Origin of the sequence: Paenibacillus sp. yr247 (assembly GCF_900103825.1) — a bacterium.
Classification (GTDB): Bacteria; Bacillota; Bacilli; order Paenibacillales; family NBRC-103111; genus Paenibacillus_E.
In genome coordinates, this window is record NZ_FNIF01000005.1 from 42,641 (window position 1) to 63,030 (window position 20,390).

General features: G+C 43.7%; 22 protein-coding genes. 2 read left to right on the forward strand and 20 right to left on the reverse strand.

Annotated features, from left to right (window positions below):
• Window positions 1-9 precede the first annotated feature (9 nt).
• The 8 genes from BLT91_RS12600 to BLT91_RS12635 all read right to left on the reverse strand — a co-directional run bounded on the left by BLT91_RS12600 (window position 10) and on the right by BLT91_RS12635 (window position 7,974).
• Complete coding sequence (locus tag BLT91_RS12600; RefSeq protein WP_090821332.1) at window positions 10-1,047, reverse strand: SAM-dependent methyltransferase; 1,038 nt, start codon at window positions 1,045-1,047, stop codon at window positions 10-12.
• 29 nt (window positions 1,048-1,076) lie between these two features.
• On the reverse strand, window positions 1,077-1,844 hold the full coding sequence (locus BLT91_RS12605) for an ABC transporter ATP-binding protein (protein ID WP_090821764.1): 768 nt from the start codon (window positions 1,842-1,844) through the stop codon (window positions 1,077-1,079).
• A 22-nt stretch (window positions 1,845-1,866) separates the two neighbouring features.
• Window positions 1,867-2,220, reverse strand: coding sequence for a cyclic-phosphate processing receiver domain-containing protein (locus tag BLT91_RS12610; RefSeq protein ID WP_090821334.1), 354 nt, complete (start codon window positions 2,218-2,220; stop codon window positions 1,867-1,869).
• Between the two features lie 36 nt (window positions 2,221-2,256).
• Window positions 2,257-3,090: a deoxyribonuclease IV gene (locus BLT91_RS12615; RefSeq protein WP_090821336.1), complete on the reverse strand. Its 834-nt coding sequence runs from the start codon at window positions 3,088-3,090 to the stop codon at window positions 2,257-2,259.
• 15 nt (window positions 3,091-3,105) lie between these two features.
• Window positions 3,106-3,915, reverse strand: coding sequence for an Fpg/Nei family DNA glycosylase (locus tag BLT91_RS12620; protein WP_090821338.1), 810 nt, complete (start codon window positions 3,913-3,915; stop codon window positions 3,106-3,108).
• 98 nt (window positions 3,916-4,013) lie between these two features.
• Window positions 4,014-5,414 (reverse strand): ribonuclease H-like domain-containing protein, encoded by a 1,401-nt coding sequence (locus BLT91_RS12625; protein WP_090821340.1) that lies wholly within the window; start codon window positions 5,412-5,414, stop codon window positions 4,014-4,016.
• The gene (locus BLT91_RS12630) at window positions 5,411-7,699 is read right to left on the reverse strand and encodes a DEAD/DEAH box helicase (protein ID WP_090821345.1); all 2,289 of its coding nucleotides are present in this window, start codon (window positions 7,697-7,699) and stop codon (window positions 5,411-5,413) included. The genes BLT91_RS12625 and BLT91_RS12630 overlap by 4 nt, the downstream gene beginning before the upstream one ends.
• 59 nt (window positions 7,700-7,758) lie before the next feature.
• Window positions 7,759-7,974, reverse strand: coding sequence for a hypothetical protein (locus BLT91_RS12635; RefSeq protein ID WP_254776917.1), 216 nt, complete (start codon window positions 7,972-7,974; stop codon window positions 7,759-7,761).
• A 156-nt stretch (window positions 7,975-8,130) separates the two neighbouring features.
• Between BLT91_RS12635 and BLT91_RS12640 the strand changes: the two genes are divergently transcribed.
• The gene (locus BLT91_RS12640) at window positions 8,131-8,733 is read left to right on the forward strand and encodes a nitroreductase family protein (protein WP_090821349.1); all 603 of its coding nucleotides are present in this window, start codon (window positions 8,131-8,133) and stop codon (window positions 8,731-8,733) included.
• Window positions 8,734-8,847: 114 nt separating this feature from the next.
• A complete protein-coding gene (locus BLT91_RS12645; protein WP_090821351.1) occupies window positions 8,848-10,284 on the forward strand; it encodes a hypothetical protein in 1,437 nt (478 codons plus the stop codon).
• 126 nt (window positions 10,285-10,410) lie between these two features.
• Here BLT91_RS12645 and BLT91_RS12650 read toward each other — a convergent pair whose 3' ends face one another.
• The 12 genes from BLT91_RS12650 to BLT91_RS12700 all read right to left on the reverse strand — a co-directional run bounded on the left by BLT91_RS12650 (window position 10,411) and on the right by BLT91_RS12700 (window position 20,287).
• Entirely contained in the window at window positions 10,411-10,974 is a 564-nt protein-coding gene (locus tag BLT91_RS12650) for a prepilin-type N-terminal cleavage/methylation domain-containing protein (RefSeq protein WP_175532280.1), read from the reverse strand.
• Window positions 10,971-11,405: a type IV pilus modification PilV family protein gene (locus BLT91_RS12655; protein ID WP_175532281.1), complete on the reverse strand. Its 435-nt coding sequence runs from the start codon at window positions 11,403-11,405 to the stop codon at window positions 10,971-10,973. Before BLT91_RS12655 ends, BLT91_RS12650 begins: the two co-directional genes overlap by 4 nt.
• A gap of 27 nt (window positions 11,406-11,432) precedes the next feature.
• Complete coding sequence (locus BLT91_RS31570) at window positions 11,433-11,606, reverse strand: hypothetical protein (RefSeq protein ID WP_175532282.1); 174 nt, start codon at window positions 11,604-11,606, stop codon at window positions 11,433-11,435.
• Window positions 11,603-12,085: a copper amine oxidase N-terminal domain-containing protein gene (locus BLT91_RS12660; RefSeq protein ID WP_090821357.1), complete on the reverse strand. Its 483-nt coding sequence runs from the start codon at window positions 12,083-12,085 to the stop codon at window positions 11,603-11,605. The genes BLT91_RS31570 and BLT91_RS12660 overlap by 4 nt, the downstream gene beginning before the upstream one ends.
• A gap of 20 nt (window positions 12,086-12,105) precedes the next feature.
• Window positions 12,106-13,002, reverse strand: coding sequence for a hypothetical protein (locus tag BLT91_RS12665; protein ID WP_090821359.1), 897 nt, complete (start codon window positions 13,000-13,002; stop codon window positions 12,106-12,108).
• A gap of 7 nt (window positions 13,003-13,009) precedes the next feature.
• The gene (locus tag BLT91_RS12670; protein ID WP_090821361.1) at window positions 13,010-13,654 is read right to left on the reverse strand and encodes a PilN domain-containing protein; all 645 of its coding nucleotides are present in this window, start codon (window positions 13,652-13,654) and stop codon (window positions 13,010-13,012) included.
• Window positions 13,651-14,841 (reverse strand): type IV pilus biogenesis protein PilM, encoded by a 1,191-nt coding sequence (pilM, locus tag BLT91_RS12675; RefSeq protein WP_090821362.1) that lies wholly within the window; start codon window positions 14,839-14,841, stop codon window positions 13,651-13,653. The genes BLT91_RS12670 and pilM overlap by 4 nt, the downstream gene beginning before the upstream one ends.
• A gap of 59 nt (window positions 14,842-14,900) precedes the next feature.
• On the reverse strand, window positions 14,901-15,686 hold the full coding sequence (locus BLT91_RS12680) for a prepilin peptidase (RefSeq protein WP_090821364.1): 786 nt from the start codon (window positions 15,684-15,686) through the stop codon (window positions 14,901-14,903).
• A gap of 85 nt (window positions 15,687-15,771) precedes the next feature.
• Entirely contained in the window at window positions 15,772-16,200 is a 429-nt protein-coding gene (locus BLT91_RS32830) for a competence type IV pilus major pilin ComGC (protein WP_254776918.1), read from the reverse strand.
• 39 nt (window positions 16,201-16,239) lie between these two features.
• Window positions 16,240-17,451 (reverse strand): type II secretion system F family protein, encoded by a 1,212-nt coding sequence (locus BLT91_RS12690; protein WP_090821366.1) that lies wholly within the window; start codon window positions 17,449-17,451, stop codon window positions 16,240-16,242.
• Between the two features lie 32 nt (window positions 17,452-17,483).
• On the reverse strand, window positions 17,484-18,515 hold the full coding sequence (locus tag BLT91_RS12695; protein WP_090821368.1) for a type IV pilus twitching motility protein PilT: 1,032 nt from the start codon (window positions 18,513-18,515) through the stop codon (window positions 17,484-17,486).
• A 107-nt stretch (window positions 18,516-18,622) separates the two neighbouring features.
• Window positions 18,623-20,287 (reverse strand): GspE/PulE family protein, encoded by a 1,665-nt coding sequence (locus BLT91_RS12700; RefSeq protein WP_090821370.1) that lies wholly within the window; start codon window positions 20,285-20,287, stop codon window positions 18,623-18,625.
• Window positions 20,288-20,390 lie beyond the last annotated feature (103 nt).

Consider the following 20,390-nt stretch of genomic DNA (forward strand, 5'->3'; position numbering starts at 1 on the left):
TTCCACATTCTACGTCTTTTGCAAATAAAGGGTTAATTCTTCCCGATTGTGAAACAACTGTTTCGCTTTAAGCAAGAAGAGAGATGGCTCTAAAATCCGCAAAATATCACGAACCGTTTGGAACGGTTTCTTATGCATAAGCTTAACCGTAATAATCGCCGTTCCCCCACTTTGTAAGGAATAAAGTAAATCAGCGACTAAACGCCCCATCTGACGAGGATCCCAGCTCATATCACAGACGAGCAAATCAAACTCATTTTCCCGCAGCTTCACATCGCCAGCATTTTTCTTATGGATCGTCAGCAGTCGATTGCCTAGAAGTCTAGGATTCATTGCAGCAGGGTCAATGGCCGTAACTCGTAAACCGCGTTCTAATAATAACGAGGTCCAGCCTCCAGGAGCCGCACCAATATCAAGTGCTGTTCGAGCAATACTAAAATCAATACCGAATCGTTGTTCAGCTTCCAAAAGCTTGAATTTAGCGCGAGAGATTTGATCTTCTTCCTTCATAAAGCGAATCGCTCCGCCTGACCAATCCGACAAATTGTCTGCAGGCTTGGATAGCCCAACGAATAGCTTTTTGGCGCTAATATAAACAGAGATGATATGATCCGAATACCGAACAACCGGTTCTGCCTGGATCTCTGAAACGATGATTTCGTCTAAAGCAGCCTTAATGGAAAAAGGTGCATAAGGCACATCCGCACGTTCTTCTTTGCGCACTTGTATGGCTATTTTCTCACCTGAACCGATAAGACCTGATGTATAAGCGTCTCTTAACCAACCCTTGAGATGTTCGACATCCGCATTCGTTTGGCTCAGTTCCCAGTCTTGGAACACAGGCTGTACATGTCTAAGAAACATAGGCTCTTGCTCTTTGAGTGTTGTAATCATATCTTCTGTACCCTCGGGCACTTCGAATAAAAATACTTCTGTCGGTACCAACAAAGTAAACTTGGTCAACGGAAATAATTTACGAATTTCATCTTGTGCATATTGCGCGAACCCATGATTCGAGGTACCAATGTATGTTGTTAAATGTGTCATAGCCGCATCCTTTATGTAATCTGCAATCTCTATTCAATAACCTTAATCCATGGCCGTTCTTGAAACCATTCCAATGTGATATCAACGTCAAAAGCTTTCCGAATATTATCTGGTGTCAGTACCTCTTCTTTGCGCCCAGCAGCAATTAATTCACCTTGTTCAATAATAGCAACATGCGTAAATAAAGGGATAATTTCTTCGATATGATGGGTCACGTATACGACCGTAATGTTCTGCTTGCTCAGGTCGTTCACATCCGTTAGGAAACGTTCTCTCTCGTATAAATCTAATCCTGCCGCTGGTTCGTCCATAATGAGGACTGAAGGCTTCATCATGAGTGATCTCGCAAGCATGACTTTTTTACGTTCCCCTTGCGAAAGCTTTCCTAATGGCTGATGGGCCAAATGAGGAATTCGAACTCGTTCCAACATGACCAGAGCACGATCTTTCACGTCTTGAGGAATTTCCTGATAAAACCGAAGGTAAGCATACTCACCGGTAGCGACTACCTCGAGGACGGGATCGTTAAGGTTCAGTTTCTCGAATAAAGACTGCGAAATGTAGCCGATTTTTTTGCGTACTTCCCTCACATCACATTGTCCATATCGGTTACCCAGCACGTCTACCGTACCCCGACTTGGGAATTCATATCCATTTATCATTTCAAGTAATGTAGTTTTGCCTGAACCATTGCGCCCTAACAGTACCCAGTGTTCACCTGGCCCCATGTGTACATTCACATCTTTTAAAATATGGCGTTCTCCTCGAATAAAATGAATATTCGACAAATGTATCATATAACGGTAGATTCCTTTCTTTTTACGCTTCACCCGTATACTTCCCTTGAGCAATTTGCATGAGCAAATCGTCTGGGATCCGGTGAGGGTATAAATTCATCCCATCAGTTTTGGCTGTGTATAACATTTGATACATGGCCGTACAAGCCGTAGGGCTGGAGGTATGAATATAAATCGTTTTTGGAAATTTACGCTGCTGAACCAGCCAAATGACGACATCCATGCCAGTCTGCGTCGTAGTCCATCCCAAATCATGATCTAACGATAAGATATCGACTTCAAACTCTTCGAGCAGTAATAAACATTCTTTGACATCTTTGGCTAATGCAAATCCTTGAGGACAAGGACGCAAGTCATCTAAGTATACATGAATCATGATCGGATTTCCTTTCCTGTTCATGCTGCTAAGTAATTAATTACCCATTACCAAAGATTTCACAAGTGCTATCTCATGAAAATGGGTACCGTCACTACCTGATCCTGTTTCGAGAACGATTGGAATGTGCTTCAAAAAAGAAGAGGTTAGCATCTGCTGTAAATTCTCACGGCCTATATATCCCGTCCCAATATTCGCATGGCGATCTCGGTGAGAACCATACGGATGGACCGAATCATTCAAATGAACGGCTTTCAGGTGCGGGAGATAGTCAAGCTGTTTACCCTTGTACTCAAGTTCCAACCAATTATGACCCTGCCATAGACCACTAGCAAACGCATGACACGTATCCAAGCAAAAGCCGATTTTCTCCGGAGCCTGACAAAGCTTGCGCACCTGAACCATTTCTTCCATGGTCAGACCAAGCTGAGCACCTTCTCCAGCTTGATTCTCAAGCAATATTAAGGAGGAACCCTCATATCCCTGAGTCGCGCTATTCAAACATTGTATTATATTTTTATAGCCTTGTAACGGGTCTTTTCCAACATATTTTCCAAAATGAACCACTAGCCCAACCGATCCGCAGGCATCGGTAATTTCCAAGCCATTCTTCAAAAGCTTCACCATCAGGTCCCGCTCAACATCTTCAGCCGCTGGATTAAGCGGATATGGCGCATGCCCGATCGATAAAATGTCATGTTCAAGGCAGAATTGCGCGCATGCGTTTGTATCTCGTTGATTTACTATTTTGGTAGAAAGACTGCGCGGATTCATTGGAAAGTATTGAAAGGCATTTGCCCCTATAGACAAAGCGGTCTTAGCCGCACCTAAATAACCGCCACGTGTACTAACATGAGCGCCAATAAACATTACCAATCAGCCCTTTCATGCTTGACAGTTAGCACAATAGAAACATTTGCGACTAGAAACCTCTGCCTTAATTAGAGGATGTCCGCAACGCAAACAAGGCTCCCCTTCTCGATCATATACACGACACATTGCATCAAATTGTCCTGTCAAACGGTCCCCAACAAACAGAGGCTCCTCTATATATCCGCCGAAATGAATAGCTTCGAGGAGAACCGAGCGCATCGCTTGAAATAAGCGATTTTGCTCCTCTTCAGTCAGAGAAGGCAGCTTACGCAGAGGCAAAATACCCGCGTAAAAGCAAATCTCATCGGAATAGCAGTTCCCGATACCTGAAAGAAACGACTGATCGACGAGTGATACTTTAAGGTTGCTTTGCTTACTTTTCAGCACCTTCTGGAATTTTATAAAAGTAAAGCTAGCTTCCAAAGGCTCCGGACCTAATTTACTTAGAAGTGAATCAACCTCAGAAAGCGAGTGCATGTGCAAGTACCCTAACCGTAATCCGATGAAATATAAGTGCTTCGTGCCAAAATGGATCACAACTTGTGTTGTCCGATCCGGCTTCTCTTCCTCAGTACCATAGAACATCCAACCGCCGAGCATTAAATGCAATAACAAAACTTCGCCAGATACCAAGTGAAACAGCAAATGTTTAGCTCTGCGATCAATACGTATAATACGGTTACCCGTTAGCTTACGAATAAAACCATCCGGTTCCACATTTAATGATTTAGGGCGTGAAACCTCAGCCCCGGTAATTGGGGCATTTTGAACCAAAGGCGTCAACTGCTGACGATACGTTTCCATCTCCGGAAGCTCGGGCATGGCACACTCTCCTTGCCGTTTTCTTCCTTGTATAACCAAATGAAGGGGAAAGTAAACGGCGGATAGACGGAGAGTAACATTTATGGGAACATCTACTCTTAAATTAAACCTTCACTCACGTATACCGGTTTCATTTTGCGTGTTTTCGTTGACTTGCTTCCCTTCACAGAAGACGATGACTGCTTTGATGTCAGACTTTCCGTCTTCCTCAACTTGTCTTTTAGTCGGCGGATACGTTTCTCTAGCGCTTCTTCGACCTCGTTTTGCTTGCTATCTCCACGGTGAAGCGAACGGCGGCGCCAGAGCTTAGCCCAAGCCTCCTCGGCATAAAATATCGCCTGAACCAAATTCTTCTCCCGATGCTCGAAATACATAGCAAGCTCCAGATAAGGCTCCAATTGAAGCGCAATACTCGCATTTTTAATAACGATCCATCGTTTCCATAATACTACGGCACGAAGATATTCACCTTTTTTCTTATAAAAAGCTGCCAAAAGGAGAATGGCTGATTCTTGATCAGTTGTATTAACAGACCTTAGATCATTCATTAGCCTGGCAAATAATTCATCTAAATAGTTTTCAGCTATGGCAGAACGACCCATTTTGTCAAGCCAAAGGCCTGTTCGGAATAGTTCTTCTAGGTCGAACTCAATGTCCTGTTCAGGATGAGGTTCAAGCGCCGTTTTCCCCGCGACTCCACTACCTCCACTCAAAAGCTTGCCGAAATGGATGGCTAGCGCAGCCAATGTAACGATATCGTGCTCATTATGAACGAATACGCCTTCGAGCACAGATGGATTTTTCTCCGCCAAATATTGAAAATAAAAGGCGGGTGCCATGGATCCCGGAACATCATCAACTCGTTCAAAACCTAAGCGGCTCTCCTCAACTTTACTCAGACGACAGGAAGGCAGTGTGTTTCTCCATAAACTGCGAGAGGGATAAAGGAGATCAAGCTGAAGCAGCTTAGAATCGACCAATGTGAGTCGATTAAGGACATAGCGGTTCTTTAGAATAGGCCAATCGAACGTGCGGCCATTATAAGAGACAATATGCGTGAAGCGGTCGAGCAGCTCTTGCAAATAAACAAGCATAGCCTGCTCTTCCGCTGGGTTGCGAATCAAGAGCTGTTCTACCGTGAACAGCTCACCGGTATAAAAGCCGATGCCCACCATGAACGGCACATTGCCTGCACCGACACCGAGTCCGGTCGTTTCGGTGTCGAAGAAGAGCAGCGCTTCGTGCCGAACGACGGCGTCACGGTCGTGAAAGCAGGTCAGCTGCTGCGCAACATCGGCTAGCTCACGCAGCCGATACTTGCCGTGCACGCTGTCCGCGCCGTACACACGGCGCCGCATGACGAACGAGCCCGCCGGGCTCGTCTCCACATGGGCGCCAAGCTGCGCCCACTCGCCGTCTGCCGCAGGCAGAAGCGGCGGTGCTGCCTGCGCCGCCGCAGGTCCCCTCAGGCGGCCGAGCCTCTCGCGGAGCCCGCTCATCGGGCACCGCCATCCAGCTGCGCCAGCAGCTCCAAGGCGAGCTTCTTCCCAAGCAGCCCGACCTCTTCAATCGGTCCGACGCAAGCCGGACAACCGCTGATGCAGCCGCAGCTCTCAATCAGGCTGCGCGCTTGATCCATGAGCTGTCCGTGAACCTCATACAGCCGATCACTAAGACCAACGCCGCCTGGGTAGCGGTCGTAGAAAAACACCGTCGGCAGCTTATTATGCACCGCGCGCACCTGCGGAACGACCCGAATATCCATCGGGTCGCACATCAAATACAGTGGCGCAAGATGCGACAGGACGTTCGCAATGCCAAGCAGTGCATGCTGCATGTCATTGGCCGAACGGCCAGCCGACATCTCCTCGTCAAAAGTGAACCAATACGAGCTTGTATGCAGCTCTTCTTCAGGCAGACGTATAGGTCCAGAACCTATGTTTTCATGCGTTCTCAGACGGATTTTCTTGAAGATCGTTGGTTGGGCATTAACCGTAACCTCTCCCAGTTGACGCAGTAACCCGCCAACACGGCCTTCCCGATTCACATGCAGCACTTTAAGCTGCACAGCTAAACTCGCATCGGTAAAATAGTCAACATTGACTTGGCGAACATAGGCTTTCTTCTCTTCATAATCCAACTTTTCTACTTGAAATTGGATACCTTCATGAATATAAATAGCCTCTTCATGTATAAGTGTTGGTGCACTGAAACGGTCACATTCCCCAATGACTCTGTTTGCATTTGTCATATCGATAATTATGAAATTTTCTTGCGCTGCTGAACGCAAAGAAATGTTATGAGCTGGAAATGACTGCTCCATCCAGTACCAACGATCATTTACCTGATGAAGCACCTGCTCCTCCGTCAAATATTCGAGGACATCAGTGAGGGATTCATCACCAAACTTCTCATTCGCTTCAAAGGGCAGCTCATAAGCTGCACACTTCACATGATCCACGAGGATGATCAAATTGTCTGGATGAATGCGCGCCTGCTCTGGCGGCCGCTCGAAGAAATACCGCGGATTCTGGATCAAGTATTGATCCAGTGGATTACTGCTCGCGACGAGAATCGTCAGCGAGGTCTCCTGCCGGCGTCCGGCACGCCCGGACTGCTGCCAAGTGCTGGCTATCGTGCCCGGATAGCCATTGAGCACGCACGCTTGCAGCTGGCCAATGTCGATGCCCAGCTCCAGCGCGTTCGTGCTTACAACGCCGCGTATTTCCCCGCTGCGTAGGCCTCTCTCGATCTCCCGGCGAAGCTTCGGGAGATAGCCCCCGCGGTAGCCGCGGATCGATTTGCTGCCCAGCTCGTGAGTCACGAGCTCCTGCAGGTAGGTCAGCAAAATCTCCACGCGCACGCGGCTCCTAGCAAAAACAATCGTCTGGATCCCGCTCCGCAGCAGCGTTCCCGCTAGCTTGCGCGTCTCCAAGACAGAGCTTTTACGAATTCCCAGCTGCTGATTCACTACTGGCGGATTATAAAAAACGAAGTGCTTCTCGCCTGCCGGCGCTCCGTTATTGTCGATCAGCGTTACGCTTTCGCCAATGAGTCGCTCCGCATGCTCTTTGGGATTATCGATCGTTGCCGATGCGCAAATAAATTGCGGTTTCGAGCCGTAGAATCGACAAATACGCTTCAGTCTACGAATCACATTCGCGACATGACTGCCAAAAACCCCACGGTACGAATGCACCTCGTCAATCACGATATAATTCAAATTCTCAAACAGCTTTACCCACTTCGTATGGTGCGGAAGTATCGCAGAGTGAAGCATATCCGGATTCGTGACGACAATATGTCCGGCATTCCGAATAGCCTGTCTTACCGTCGGCGGTGTATCTCCATCGTAGGTATGCGTCTTAATATCAACCTCCATAAAGTCGACCATTTCCTGCAGCTCTGCAACCTGATCCTGCGCCAACGCTTTTGTAGGAAATAAATATAGAGCACGAGAAGCATCGTTCTCGAGAATTTTTTGCAGAACGGGCAAATTGTAACAAAGGGTCTTACCCGAAGCCGTTGGTGTCACAGTAACCACATGATGACCGGCCGTCACCTGACGGAACGACTCCGCTTGGTGTGTATAGAGTTTTTTTATGTGTTTATGATGAAGTGCAGTCCGAATACCCTCGTGCAATCCATCTGGAAATTCAGCCAGCTTGGGATCACGCGGGGGTATGGTATGCCAATATGTTACTTGTGACATGATTTCTGGATCTTTGCTGAGCCAATCAATCATCTCTATCATAGAAGAAACCTTACCAGTTAAAGGATTCATACGTCGAATCTCCTTACCATCATCGTTTCTTCCATTTTACAGAATATACGTTCGTATGTCTACATCAGATCGGATGAATCATCATAATCATATCGAATTCCGTCATGATCAGCGATTGCAAGCTGCGAATTGACATGAAGCGCTTGTTTCGCACTTTCTTGCATTTTGAGCAGAACTTCCTGATAATCTCTTGAACGCTGCTCTTCCCTATCATGTTTCATCGCGGTTCTTAGAGCTCTTTCAATAATAATGACATCATGACTAGTAAAATTCACGGTTCCTCGCACCTCTTCTTGGTACTATATTTCATAACAACTAGCTTTGCCATATTCGCGAAGTACCATACTATTCAAGGTAAATTTTAGAAACTCGTAAAACGTTTTGAAATCAGGTAAAATTAGGAAGATTACATTAATAAGGAGGAATAGATAATGACAGCTTCTTTACCGATTGAAATTGACTCCAATCGCCAACCAGACCATGAAATCAACCCACAATTCCTAACTCGTTGGTCACCACGCTCATTTACCGATCAAGAAGTGACAGAAGATGTACTCCTTAGCCTTTTTGAAGCTGCACGATGGGCCCCTTCCGGCAGTAATCTGCAGCCTTGGCGCTTCATTATTGCCCGCACCGAGGAGCATCGAGCCAAATTTCACAGCTTTATTGCGCCAGCCAACCGGGAATGGTGTGAAAAAGCTCCCATCCTCACTCTTGTCATTTCACATACCAAAACACCAAAAGGCAGCAACAACCCAAGTCATGCTTTCGATGCTGGGACAGCTTGGGGCTATCTCGCATTAGAGGCCAACAATCAAGGTCTTATCACCCACGCTATGGGTGGCTTTGACCGTGATCAAGCCCGTGTAACCTTGCAAATACCTGAGGAATACGAGCTTCATGCCGTTATCGCCATTGGCTATCGCGGTCCGAAAGAAGCGCTCCCAGAGAAGTTCCAAGAACGCGAAATTCAATCTACACGACGTCCGATAAGCGAAACAATTTTCGCAGGTGGATTTGGTATAACCTTGTAATAGCGAAAAAGGCTGATCTAGTACTTCGGTACTATACCAGCCTTTTTTTATTCGATATAATAGGGGTATGGGTGAACCGTCTAGGCTGTAATCCATAAGAAAGGAGAGTTCACAATGAATCTTCTCAATCTACTCAAAAATGAAAGAGGAAATGTGCTAACCTATGTGCTTCTTATCCTCCTAGTCCTTATGATAACAACACCTGTTATACTTGCCTCGTCATCAACGACTCAACTTTCCAATGTGCAAACTGAATATGAGAAAAAGGCGACCGACCTTGCAGTTAGCGGTATGGAAGCTTTTATGAATTACTTGCAACAATATCCCGTTTACGGGAATGGCATGGATCGAAAAACTTATTTTAATAAGTATGGAGAAGGTTCAGGAACAGTTGGTTTAGGATGGGGTACTAAAACGATCCAATTACCTGAAGGAACGAATTTAACCTTTAACCAATATGTAATTGTCAAAGATTCTAATCCTGAAACCACAGTTACGCTTCCACTCACTTCGGACAATGATTATGACGTTATATTTATGGCGAGTGTTAACAACTCCGTTCATTCCAAAAAAATTAAATATCAAATATCTACTTTTGAACCCGCTAGCGGAGGAACAAAGGTATTGACCGATGGGCAAAAAGTAGCAATTCCTTCAGGTGGCAACGTCCTCTATGGTACAGGTAGCAATATTTCTGCTATAAAGAATACGACCATCAAAGACGCAATTGCTACTTATATTGATGGTATTACAAGCGCTACAAATAAAGCAGTTGATGGTTATTTAACGAACCCAACTTTGATAACTTGTACAGCTTGTACCATGGCTAATATCATTACAAATATTAATTCAAGTGCAAATAACCCTGTCATTATATACAGACCAGGAACTTTATCCTTTAGCGGAACTTTTTCTATAGGTACACCAGCAAAACCCGTTATACTTATCGCAGATAATATCGATATTAGTGACAGTTCCAACTTATTGATTTATGGAAGTCTAATTGCAAATAAAACCTCAGCTAATCCTTCAGGAACAGGCACTATCATTAGTAGAAATAATAGTAGCCAATTAACTATCTTTCAGGCGACAAATGGCAAGTACGGAGATCTGTGGGCAGAAGGAAACATGGATTTTGAAAATCAAACAAATATTACTGCGGACAACAGCATCTATGCCAATAATTTTACAATCAAGAATGATTCTGATATTACTTCAAAGAGTTTCACGATCAATGAAAAATTTTATGCTCCTAACAAAGCTAACATAACTACTAATACCGGAGCTCTTGCTGCTGGAGAAATTGAATTAAAAAATGATTCGATACTTAACATTAAATCAGGAGACGTACTTGTAGAAAATAATCTCATCGCACATAATAAGATAAATATTACTGCTGGCGGAGTTATTGCTGTAGGGGCAACCATTGACTTTAAAAATAACAGTACTATAAATGCAGGAACCACCGGCCAAACCTCTTTAGATCTTAGCGGATCAGCAAGCGGCGGCGGATCAACACCTCCCAAAGATTGGACGCCTATTCGTCAATAAAAATATACTCAACTCAAGCCCTGTGCCATGTTTTTGGAAAGCATCAGGGCTTTTTTCTGCATAAAAAAAGAGCTGTCCCATAACCTAAGCGGTCAGATGAACAGCTACAACATATTAGCTAAATTTTCAATATTGCAAAATCTTGAATCCTGTCTCTCTTTGTACAGTGTAATTTTCAGATCCTCCGGACAACTTTGAACGCTGGAATGTAAAAGTCAAAACCATTCTGAATGCAGAACCGCCACTCAAATTCCCTGTAATTGGTGTAGTTCCTGAAGTAGGCAAATACTGCACTCCTGTAAGATGTGAGGTAAGAACTCTAGGTTTCGTATAAATGCCAGGCGTAGCTAAAGATACATTGTCCTGAATGTTAGCTGAATTAAAAAGATAACTCGTTAACGTTTGATCAGCAGCATTGTAATATAGCGATTTCACCTCTTTAGCACCAGAAGCATACGTCACATAGCGGAAATCATTCGCTGCGGCATACGCTTGATTAGAATCGCTTAACTCTTTCGCAATCGTATCCATCGTTTTACGGATCTCAGCATCAGAATTAAATTTCTCTGCGCTTGTTTTGGATTGAAGGCTTGTAGAAGAAAGCAGCATAAGGACTACTCCCAACAAAACACTGCTTATGGTCAGAGTCGCCAGCACCTCTATTAAGGTTAAACCTCGTTCATTTTTCAATTTGCCACCCCCCAATAAACAGTTACAGTCATAACTCTTGGAACCAGCGTAGCGGGGACTGTGCTGGTATCTTTGAACAGGACTATACTTTGAAGTGAAACAAATTTCCGAGTCGCGAATGCAGCTGTTGAGAATGTTTGATTTTGCACTCCGGATTGTTGAACATACACACTGTAGGGTGAAGCAGGATCTAAAGGGTTAAGGTTAATATCTACCCAATTTTGTAAAACAGGCACTGCAGCAGCATAAGTACTCCTATATTCATTCAACTTCTGCTCCGCTAGCCGCAGCGCATTCACTCGCAATTCATCATTTTTATTCGACATTAAAGAAAAGGATGAAATATTTAGAAACATGAGGACAACAAGACTTAAAATAACTGAAGCTGCCAGCACTTCAAGTAATGTGAGCCCTTTTTCATTTCTTAGCATTTGCATCCCTTCTCTCTTCAATCAGCTTCAATTTTTATTAGACTTTTCAACTAGTTCAAATTTATATGAATCTGCTAATTTCATTGTTAAATCATTGTTTAATAGCTCCGCATTCTTACTGTATATCGTCCAAGCCAGCATATAATCATCGGTATTTTTTTTCACCCAGCCGCTTTGCAATAGAATGATAGCAGCTTTCATTTTGTCGAGGTTTGGGACATCGTGTTATCATCTATGTTTTTAACAATTTTGCTAAGAGCCGCATAACGCTCAACAATATATTTCATATTGTCAAATTCTGTGTTTTTAAACATAGGAATTAAATCTTTGGTAATTTGATTATTTTGAATAGCTACATATTGATAGATCCCTTTTTGTGATGCCGTAAAGAGCGTGTTTTTATTATCTTTAATAAAATCAAGATGCACGGTCCCGGTCTCATTATCCCACCCAACCTGCGCGCCTAACATTTCGGATAGACTGCGTAGAGGCACGTATACGGAACCCTCATATAAGATGGAGTCTTTGCTTAGATTGGCTTGCTGGCCGTTAATCGCGATGTTAACTCTTTGGAAGAACACCTCAACGTTCCGAAACTGGTCTTCCGCCCATGCTGAACCGCTCATCGTGAATATGCCAATCATTCCAATTGACAGCATCAGCTTGTGCTTCCTTTTCATTCAGGTATCCCCTTTTCAAATTATTTGACTGGCTGAGATGCTTGTAATTGCTGAAGCTGTTTGAAATACTCTTCATCCGTTGTGACCGGATTCGTTCGATTACTCGGCTCATTCACTGGTACTGGCGGCAGTTCTTTCAATTTCCCTATAAAAGATGGAGCATAATAAAAGGAGCATTGTAAAGTAGCCCACACCTTCATTTCATGCTCTACTGTCTTATCTGGTAAAGAACTGTTTCCCTCTGCATTTTTATTCGTTATGCCCGTTTGAGTTTCTATGCTGCTTGCTGCTGAAGGTGATTGCCAGTTCCACTTTTGAATAGCAATAAAACGTTCACTTTGTTGAATCTTATTCATAAAGTCAATGATTTGAGGATACGTACCCGATACTTGTATAGTGAAAGATTCTTCCATTAATACGGTTTGTTGCTGGCTTTGCTGTTTAGTTCCTGCTGCCGGACTAGCTGAAGGCGCTGCTTGTTGAGTGCCATTCGAATTTGTTGTGTAACCCGAAGGAACGTTGGCTTGACCATTCGCATTTATTAAACTGCTTGCTAAAATGTCCGGTTCTTTATCGCCGAATTTGATTGAATGAATCGTTAACCCCGCTTGCTGCTCTAACCCTCTAATGCTTAAAAGTAAACGCGGCAACTCTTCTTTTGTAGGTACTTGATAAAGAGCTTTCTGAATTTCGTCATCAGCCACCTTTTTCGGAATAGGACGCTGCTGGATGCGGCTTTTCTCTAGCTCTACCTTATTTAATTGCATTTCTAGCGTTAAATGCTGCTTTGAAGGCGGAAGCACATAATTAACAACGATATATCCATTGAACAAGCATCCTGCAATTAGAACCAAAATCAAGATGGTTGCCGGAGATCTCAATCGACCTATGAGCTTATTCCATTGTTCTTTATTCATAAGCCCCCTACTTCTTCTCAACAGGATTTTTCAGTGTGATTTCTAAAGTTACTTCATATACATTATATTTCTTTGCGGGTGGAGCAGGATATTGAGAATTCACCGCTGCCGTAACAAATGTTTTTTCCATTTTAACAGCCGATTGAATCGAAACCGATTCAATAAGTGATGATCTCTGCAGCAAGGAGATATAGTCAGCTACCGATGATAAAGCTGCGAACTCCAGCTTCAAATTCACTTTCATCAGATCAACTTGAGTTGCGGCAGCAGATATTCCGTTTTTAACTTCCTTGTTCTCATCTTTCGGTATTTCCGCAGACAAAATTCGTCCTGTGGCCGGAAGCTTTGAGGAAAGGACCTCAAAAACGGGAATCCAATCGATTCTTTTCTTTTTTAACTTATCAATCTCGGCTTGTAAGGCTTGATAATTGAGCGTTTGTTCATCCAATTGACGCTGATTCGTTAAAGCTTGAATGGAAGCATTCGTTAAAGCGATTTGCGCCTTTACGTTTTGCAAGTTGCTTTTAAAGTAGTGACCCGCATAAAGAAATGTCGATGATAGCATCAGAAAAAGTAAAGTGGAAGCCATAAGTACAGGTAAAAATATGCGTCTAGCTCTAGGTATCTTGGGGAGCAGGTTAATATTTTTCATGATTCAGCCCCCCTAAGAGCTAAACCCAAAGTTACAGCATACATTGAAAAGACATCTGAGGATGCCGAATTTTGTTCAAAAGGGATAGTAGGTTGAAACAAATGCACTGGAATCGGCAGCCGCTCGGTCAAAAACAAGACAATTTCAGGCATTCTTTCCAAATCACCGGATATGACAACTCCAGCAAACTCTTGATTTCGATTATTTAACGTATATCGATAAAAGTTCATCAACCGCTCAAGTTCATGTGCCAAATCGTTGCAATGATTACGGAAATCTCCATCAGTCTTCAAAAACTCTGCAAACAACTGATCCGTACTCACTTTTACTTCTGAGGTTATATCCGGCTTTACTGCGAAATTGAGTGGAATACTGCGAGTAATCTTGAGCTCCTCACCATTAAAAATACTAAGATCACCAGCATTCTCATTCAAATCAACAAGCAAAAAAGTGTCCTTCCACTCGATCAACGATATTCTTTGCAGTAAACGAAATAAAGAGAGTGCTTTAATTTCAATGCTAGTAAGCTTGATCCCTGCGGAATCCATAACTTCAAGATATTGATCCATCATATCTTTTGGTGCAGCTACCAGCATGACATCGCATTGAATGGCTGTTTCTGCTTTTGGTTCATCCTCCTGAAAATCATCAAACAGCCCTTTGCCTCCGCCTAGATCCTCTTTCCCGGCAGCGGCCTCCAAAAAAGAATCCTTCCCCGTAGGAGCAACAGGCACTTTTTTCAACTTTTTCAACGTTTTTCTTTTTTTATGAGTAGCCCCATTCATCTTTACAAAATCATAAAGCGGATTCTCAAAAGGCAAATGAATGTTATGTTTCATCTCAAAATCTACAAGCTTGGCCAAATCCTTCTCCGCGATATCTGGCAGTTTTAGAAACCTAACCATAACAAGCTGGCTAGGGAATACCAGATGAACGTGCTTTGGCTTCGAATCTAGTCGTGCTATCATCGTTTGCAAGGTCTGTATCAATCGAAGCGGTTCTTTGATTCGGCCTTCTTCCATCACATGTGGCGGAAGCTCTTCAGTTATATTAGTCTGAATCAACGGTTCTTTTTTGTCGCGCAGCAGTACTTTGCTCATTTTTATAGATGAATCAGAAATTTCAATACCCAAGGAGGTTTGTCCTGGTTTCAACGCTTTAATAATAGAACCCCGTGATGTCCGCATAGAGTCCAGATTCACTCCTTTTCCTGAAATTCTGAGCTGTTAGCTGTGTGAAGAATGACTTAGTTGTAATGAAGTAAGCTTAAGTACCAAGTAATTAAGGGCTCTCCCCAAAAATAACTAAAGAAGGCGCCTGCGGCTATGAATGGACCAAATGGAATTCCCTGATCTTCTCGTGACGATTTCACGAGCATTTGTACAAGGCCATAAATTGTTCCTAATAAACTTGCAGCAAATAGCGTAAATAAGGTTAATTTGATCCCAGCTATGAGACCAATAAAAGCAAACAATTTGATATCACCGCCGCCCATGCCTTCTTTTTTCAGGACGAGGATGGATGCAAGTGCAATCAGATAAAGCAATCCCCCGCCAATGAAAAACGCTGCGAAGTAGTTCCAAAAAGGTAGTGGATGAATCCAAATTCGAAGAAGTAAAGCAGCTATCATACCTGAGAAAACAACTACATCAGGAATGATCCTGTACATGATATCGGCAATTGAACAAATCATTAAAATAGAAACAAATATCAGCCCGACAATCAGATCAAAAGAGGGGCCAATTTGCCATGTAGTTACAGCAAACGCAGCAGAAGTTACGAATTCACCTATGGGATAGATCGGTGAAATCTTAGCTCGGCAATACCTGCAAGCTCCGCGTAAACCCAAATAGCTAAGCACAGGAATCAGATCTAGCGGTTTAAGTTCATGATCACAATGAACACAACGTGAAGGCGGATAAGCGATAGATTCCTTTTTTACAACCCTTATACCTACAACGTTAAAAAAACTTCCAAAAACAAGTCCGAATAATGCAGCTGTTATCGCATATAGGAGAGTTAAAGATTCCATAGTAGCTCCATTCGGAAAAGATTCAATAAAGGTAACTCTTGGGAGTTACCTTTATTGGGGTGAAGATAAGTAGATAAAAAAAGTACTACGAAACCGTTATAGTTCCAGTTGAAGTCCAGCTACTGTTAGTGAAAGTAACAGGAATAGATGTATAAGTATTTGCCGTGGTAAGTTGTTGTTTTTTAGGCGCCTCTTTTAAATAACCTGCTGTTACTAATTGAGCTACCGTAATCGCTCCTGAAGCGTATCCCGTAACTGCTGTAGTTCCATCCGCAAGAAGACCGTTTCCATCTGGATCAACGTCTGTCATATAGCGAACTGCTGCATCATGCAACAGAAGCTCCGTTTGTGTATCTGCATTCTTCTTAGAGTTACTGATAACTCCACCAATAGCCGGAACCGCTATCGCAGCAATAACCCCTAAAATTACGATAACAGCTAGTAACTCGACAAGCGTCAATCCTTTTTGATTCTTGAGCAGCTTAAACCTTGTGTTCATCATTTTTTTCAACATGTGTACCCAACTCCTTTGAATGATAAAATAATAATTTATTTAATGAATACCACCCATCAGCTTAAACGTTGGAAGCATAACGGCAAGCACGATTCCTCCAACAATTCCTGAGAGCAGTAAGATCATTAGTGGTTCTAATAGCGATTTCAGTCGATCGGCCATTGTGTCAACATCAGCCTCGTAGAAATCAGCTACTTTTTCCAGCATGCTATCCAGAGCGCCTGTTTTCTCGCCGATAGCTAACATTTGTACGACCATTGGCGGGAATAGCCATGAGTTCTTGAAGGGATCTGCGATCGATCGTCCACTCCTCAAGCCTTCTCGTGATTCCAAGATCAGCTTTCCTATTACTTCATTGCCTACTACGTTCGAAACGATCGTCATTGCTTGAAGCATTGGAATCGCAGCCGCAAACAGTGAACTGAAGGTTCGACTGAAGCGAGCGATGGATTGCTTATGCGCCAATTTGCCAAAAACAGGAATCTTGAGCCTAAAATAATCCCAGTAATAGTTACCTTTCTTCGTACGCTTCATTGCATTGATGATGAGGCTTGGTGCGATCACGAAGATTGGCATGAAGAACCAGTAAGCTTTCAGAAGATCGCTTATCTTGATGACGATCCTTGTTGGTAGCGGCAGCTCCAATCCCATTGCTTTGAAATTCTCCACATATCTTGGGATTACGAATGTCATCAAAAGAGTAACTACTGCTATAGTAACTACGCCCATGATGATAGGATAGATCATTGCAGACTTCACTTTTTCCTTGGTGTAATACTCTTTCTCGTAAAACACCGCTAGACGATCCAACATCTCGTCCAAATTTCCGCTTGCCTCTCCGGCTCGGATCATGTTGATGAAAACCGTAGAAAATACGGTTGGAAACTGAGATGAAGCTATGGAAAGCTGCGTACCTCGCTGCATATCCTCAGCAACTTCCTTAAGAATTTTCTTAAATACCTTGCTCTCTGTCTGTTCGCTTAAGATGCGTACGGACTCAACCATATTGACACCGGATTTATACAAGGTAGAAAGTTGTCTGCAAAATACGGTAAAGTGTTCCGTTTTGACCTTCGGGCCACCGAAGGAGATTTCTCGATACAAAATGCTCTTACCCTGGTCAAAGCAATCGAGAATCCAAAGTCCTTTGCCCTTCAACTCATCAGTAGCAGACTGAAACGAAGGCGCTTCGAGTACCCCTTTATAGAAATGACCGTAATCATCAACAGCTTGATACCTGAACTTAGGCACTCGAACTCACCTCCTTTATTGCAGTTCGCTTACTACAGCTCTGCGAAACCGAAGAGTGCTTCTTTCGCGGTATCTACCGTGATTATTCGCTGCTGAAGCAGTTCGCGAAGCGCCATTTCCATGGTCTGCATTCCTTGAGCTTTCCCGGTTTGCATAACTGAGCGGATCTGATGCACCTTCTCCGAACGAATTAGATTCGCTACAGCTGGCGTATTAACTAACACTTCAATTGCGGCTACGCGACCGCTGCCGTCCGTGGTTGGCAGAAGCCTCTGTGCCATAACGCCCAACATAACGGATGCGAGCTGAACACGCACTTGCTGCTGAGCTTCTGGAGGAAATACATCAATGATTCTGTCAATCGTTTGAGGAGCATCTGCCGTATGTAAAGTTCCGAAAACCAAATGACCTGTTTCCGCCGCGGTAATCGCTATGCTGATCGTTTCCAGATCGCGCATTTCACCTACCAGAATAACGTCCGGGTCTTGTCGAAGTGCTGCCCTCAGTCCTGTAGAGAACGAATCTGTATCAACGCCGATCTCCCTCTGATTGACAATACACGATTTGTGCGGATGCACAAACTCGATTGGATCTTCCAGCGTAATGATATGATCATTTCTTGTACGATTGATATAATCTAGGATCGCAGATAGTGTTGTTGATTTTCCGCTTCCGGTAGGTCCAGTCACAAGTAGGAGCCCTTGCGGCTTTTTGGCAAAATCTTCGGCTATCGAGGGTAACCCTAGCATTTCCATCGCCGGTATTTTACTAGGTATAAGACGTATCGTCAGACTCACGTTGCCTTTTTGTTTATATACATTGACCCTGTATCTAGAAACATCTGGGATACCGTAAGAGAGGTCTAAATCCCCTTTTTCTAAAAAAGATTCATATTGTTCGCTTGTCATCAGTTCTTTCGCCATCTCCAACGTTGCAGAAGGGGTTAGAAGTTGATCGTTTACTGGTTTCAGTTCGCCATGAATACGAAACATAGCGGGCGAATTGACCGTAATATGAATGTCAGAAGCTTTACGCTCTTGAGCAATCTTCATCAGCTCTATCATTGCCAGAAGAATCCCTCCTATCTGTCGGAATAGGTATATATACATAGTATAATAGAACTATTTGGAAAGTGTTATATATAATTTTCGACATTTTATTCACAAAATGTTCAGTCCTTGCCCGTTACACGGAACACTTCCGCCAAAGTCGTTTGACCAGCGATCACTTTACCGATGCCATCTTTAATCATCGGTATCAATCCGTGTTCAGTCGCGTAATTCCGATATTCGTTGTCTGAACGTTTTTGCAAAATCATGGTGCGAAGCGTATCATTGATTGGTAAAATTTCATGAATTGCCAGTCGCCCCTTGTACCCGCTTCGTCCGCATTCTCCGCAGCCACTGCCTTTGCGCAGTGTTTCAGCTGTATACCCATGTTCTTCCAATAACTTTTTCTCTTCTAGAGTAGGCACATAGGAAGCTGCACAGCCTGGACAAATTTTACGAACAAGTCGCTGTGCAATAACGCAGTTTACCGCAGATGAAACCAAGAAAGGTTCTACTCCCATATCGATTAGACGTGTAATCGAATTCGCTGCGCTGTTTGTATGCAGTGTGCTGAGAACAAGATGTCCGGTCATGGCTGCGCGAATTGCAATCTCAGCTGTCTCCACATCCCTGATCTCCCCAACCATGACAATGTTTGGATCTTGACGTAGGATAGTACGCAGCCCTTTCGCGAATGTCAGTCCGGTTACCGAATTAACCTGCACTTGATTAATACCTTGAAGTTGATATTCAACGGGATCTTCAACGGTGATAATGTTAACTTCCTCGTTATTCAATCTGGATAGAGCGGAATACAAGGTTGTTGTTTTGCCGCTGCCAGTCGGTCCTGTAATGAGTACTACACCGTGAGCACTGCTTATGCCTTTTTGAAACAACATCAGGTTGTGCTCAGAGAGTCCTAATTTCTCGATTTCGGTGAGTGTGCTCCCCAGATCGAGAATTCGCATGACGACTTTCTCTCCATGAATCGTTGGAAGAGAGGAGATTCGAATATCTACCTTACGGAATTCAATATCCATCTCAACGCGACCATCTTGCGGCAGTCTTCTTTCCGCGACGTTCATGTTCGCCATGATTTTGATCCTAGCAATAATAACACTCTGCATGTGAGGAGGTAGTGTCCTCTCAGTTCGCATGACCCCATCCACTCGATATCGAATACGCAAGCTATCTTCCTGCGGATCCATGTGAATGTCACTCGCTCCAATTTGGATCGCTTGAATAATGATTTGATTCACCGTCTTGACGACTGGAGAATCCTCATCTTCCACTTGCGGCTTCGCTGCTTCCGATTCACGAGTATTTAAGTTCTGCATGATCTGCTCGACGGATTCTTGCAGCCCATAATAGCGCTTAATCGCACGTTGGAGTTCATCTTTCGAAGCAATCGTAGGCTCAATGCGGAAACCAGTCGTCATACGAAGCTCATCTATAGCAAAATAGTCCAAAGGGTCGGCCATCGCCAAAATAAGTTTATTGCCTTCAGTCCGAATTGGTAAAACCTGATGCTGCTCAGCAAGCCGCTGCGGGATAATATTAATAATTTTCGTTTCAATTTTTTGACGGTAAAGTTGGATATGCGGAATGCCCAGTTGGAATTCAAGCACTTCGATTAGCTGCTGTTCTGTTATGTAATTCCGGGTTATCAGCACATCGCCGAGTCTCATATTCAGCTCTTTTTGCTCTCTGAGGGCATTTTTCAGCTGTTCTTCCGAGATCAAGCCGGATTCGACCAAGAGATCTCCGATTCTTTTTCGAGGAGCCATAACTCCATTTCCCCCCCATCGTATTCAAAAAACCTTTTTCCGACATCAAAAAAGGCCAGTTGCTTTATTCGCACCTGACTCCTAAGTGCCTATATACAGGTAG

What these genes read in the sequence shown, in the direction of transcription:
- BLT91_RS32830 (WP_254776918.1), bottom strand. Translation starts at nt 16,200, where the DNA reads ATGTTGAAAAAAATGATGAACACAAGGTTTAAGCTGCTCAAGAATCAA.
- BLT91_RS12660 (WP_090821357.1), bottom strand. Translation starts at nt 12,085, where the DNA reads ATGAAAAGGAAGCACAAGCTGATGCTGTCAATTGGAATGATTGGCATA.
- BLT91_RS12670 (WP_090821361.1), bottom strand. Translation starts at nt 13,654, where the DNA reads ATGAAAAATATTAACCTGCTCCCCAAGATACCTAGAGCTAGACGCATA.
- pilM (WP_090821362.1), bottom strand. Translation starts at nt 14,841, where the DNA reads ATGCGGACATCACGGGGTTCTATTATTAAAGCGTTGAAACCAGGACAA.
- BLT91_RS12700 (WP_090821370.1), bottom strand. Translation starts at nt 20,287, where the DNA reads ATGGCTCCTCGAAAAAGAATCGGAGATCTCTTGGTCGAATCCGGCTTG.
- BLT91_RS12655 (WP_175532281.1), bottom strand. Translation starts at nt 11,405, where the DNA reads ATGCTAAGAAATGAAAAAGGGCTCACATTACTTGAAGTGCTGGCAGCT.
- BLT91_RS12600 (WP_090821332.1), bottom strand. Translation starts at nt 1,047, where the DNA reads ATGACACATTTAACAACATACATTGGTACCTCGAATCATGGGTTCGCG.
- BLT91_RS12615 (WP_090821336.1), bottom strand. Translation starts at nt 3,090, where the DNA reads ATGTTTATTGGCGCTCATGTTAGTACACGTGGCGGTTATTTAGGTGCG.
- BLT91_RS12610 (WP_090821334.1), bottom strand. Translation starts at nt 2,220, where the DNA reads ATGATTCATGTATACTTAGATGACTTGCGTCCTTGTCCTCAAGGATTT.
- BLT91_RS12625 (WP_090821340.1), bottom strand. Translation starts at nt 5,414, where the DNA reads ATGAGCGGGCTCCGCGAGAGGCTCGGCCGCCTGAGGGGACCTGCGGCG.
- BLT91_RS12605 (WP_090821764.1), bottom strand. Translation starts at nt 1,844, where the DNA reads ATGATACATTTGTCGAATATTCATTTTATTCGAGGAGAACGCCATATT.
- BLT91_RS12680 (WP_090821364.1), bottom strand. Translation starts at nt 15,686, where the DNA reads ATGGAATCTTTAACTCTCCTATATGCGATAACAGCTGCATTATTCGGA.
- BLT91_RS12620 (WP_090821338.1), bottom strand. Translation starts at nt 3,915, where the DNA reads ATGCCCGAGCTTCCGGAGATGGAAACGTATCGTCAGCAGTTGACGCCT.
- BLT91_RS31570 (WP_175532282.1), bottom strand. Translation starts at nt 11,606, where the DNA reads ATGAAAGCTGCTATCATTCTATTGCAAAGCGGCTGGGTGAAAAAAAAT.
- BLT91_RS12630 (WP_090821345.1), bottom strand. Translation starts at nt 7,699, where the DNA reads ATGAATCCTTTAACTGGTAAGGTTTCTTCTATGATAGAGATGATTGAT.
- BLT91_RS12640 (WP_090821349.1), top strand. Translation starts at nt 8,131, where the DNA reads ATGACAGCTTCTTTACCGATTGAAATTGACTCCAATCGCCAACCAGAC.
- BLT91_RS12695 (WP_090821368.1), bottom strand. Translation starts at nt 18,515, where the DNA reads ATGATAGAGCTGATGAAGATTGCTCAAGAGCGTAAAGCTTCTGACATT.
- BLT91_RS12665 (WP_090821359.1), bottom strand. Translation starts at nt 13,002, where the DNA reads ATGAATAAAGAACAATGGAATAAGCTCATAGGTCGATTGAGATCTCCG.
- BLT91_RS12645 (WP_090821351.1), top strand. Translation starts at nt 8,848, where the DNA reads ATGAATCTTCTCAATCTACTCAAAAATGAAAGAGGAAATGTGCTAACC.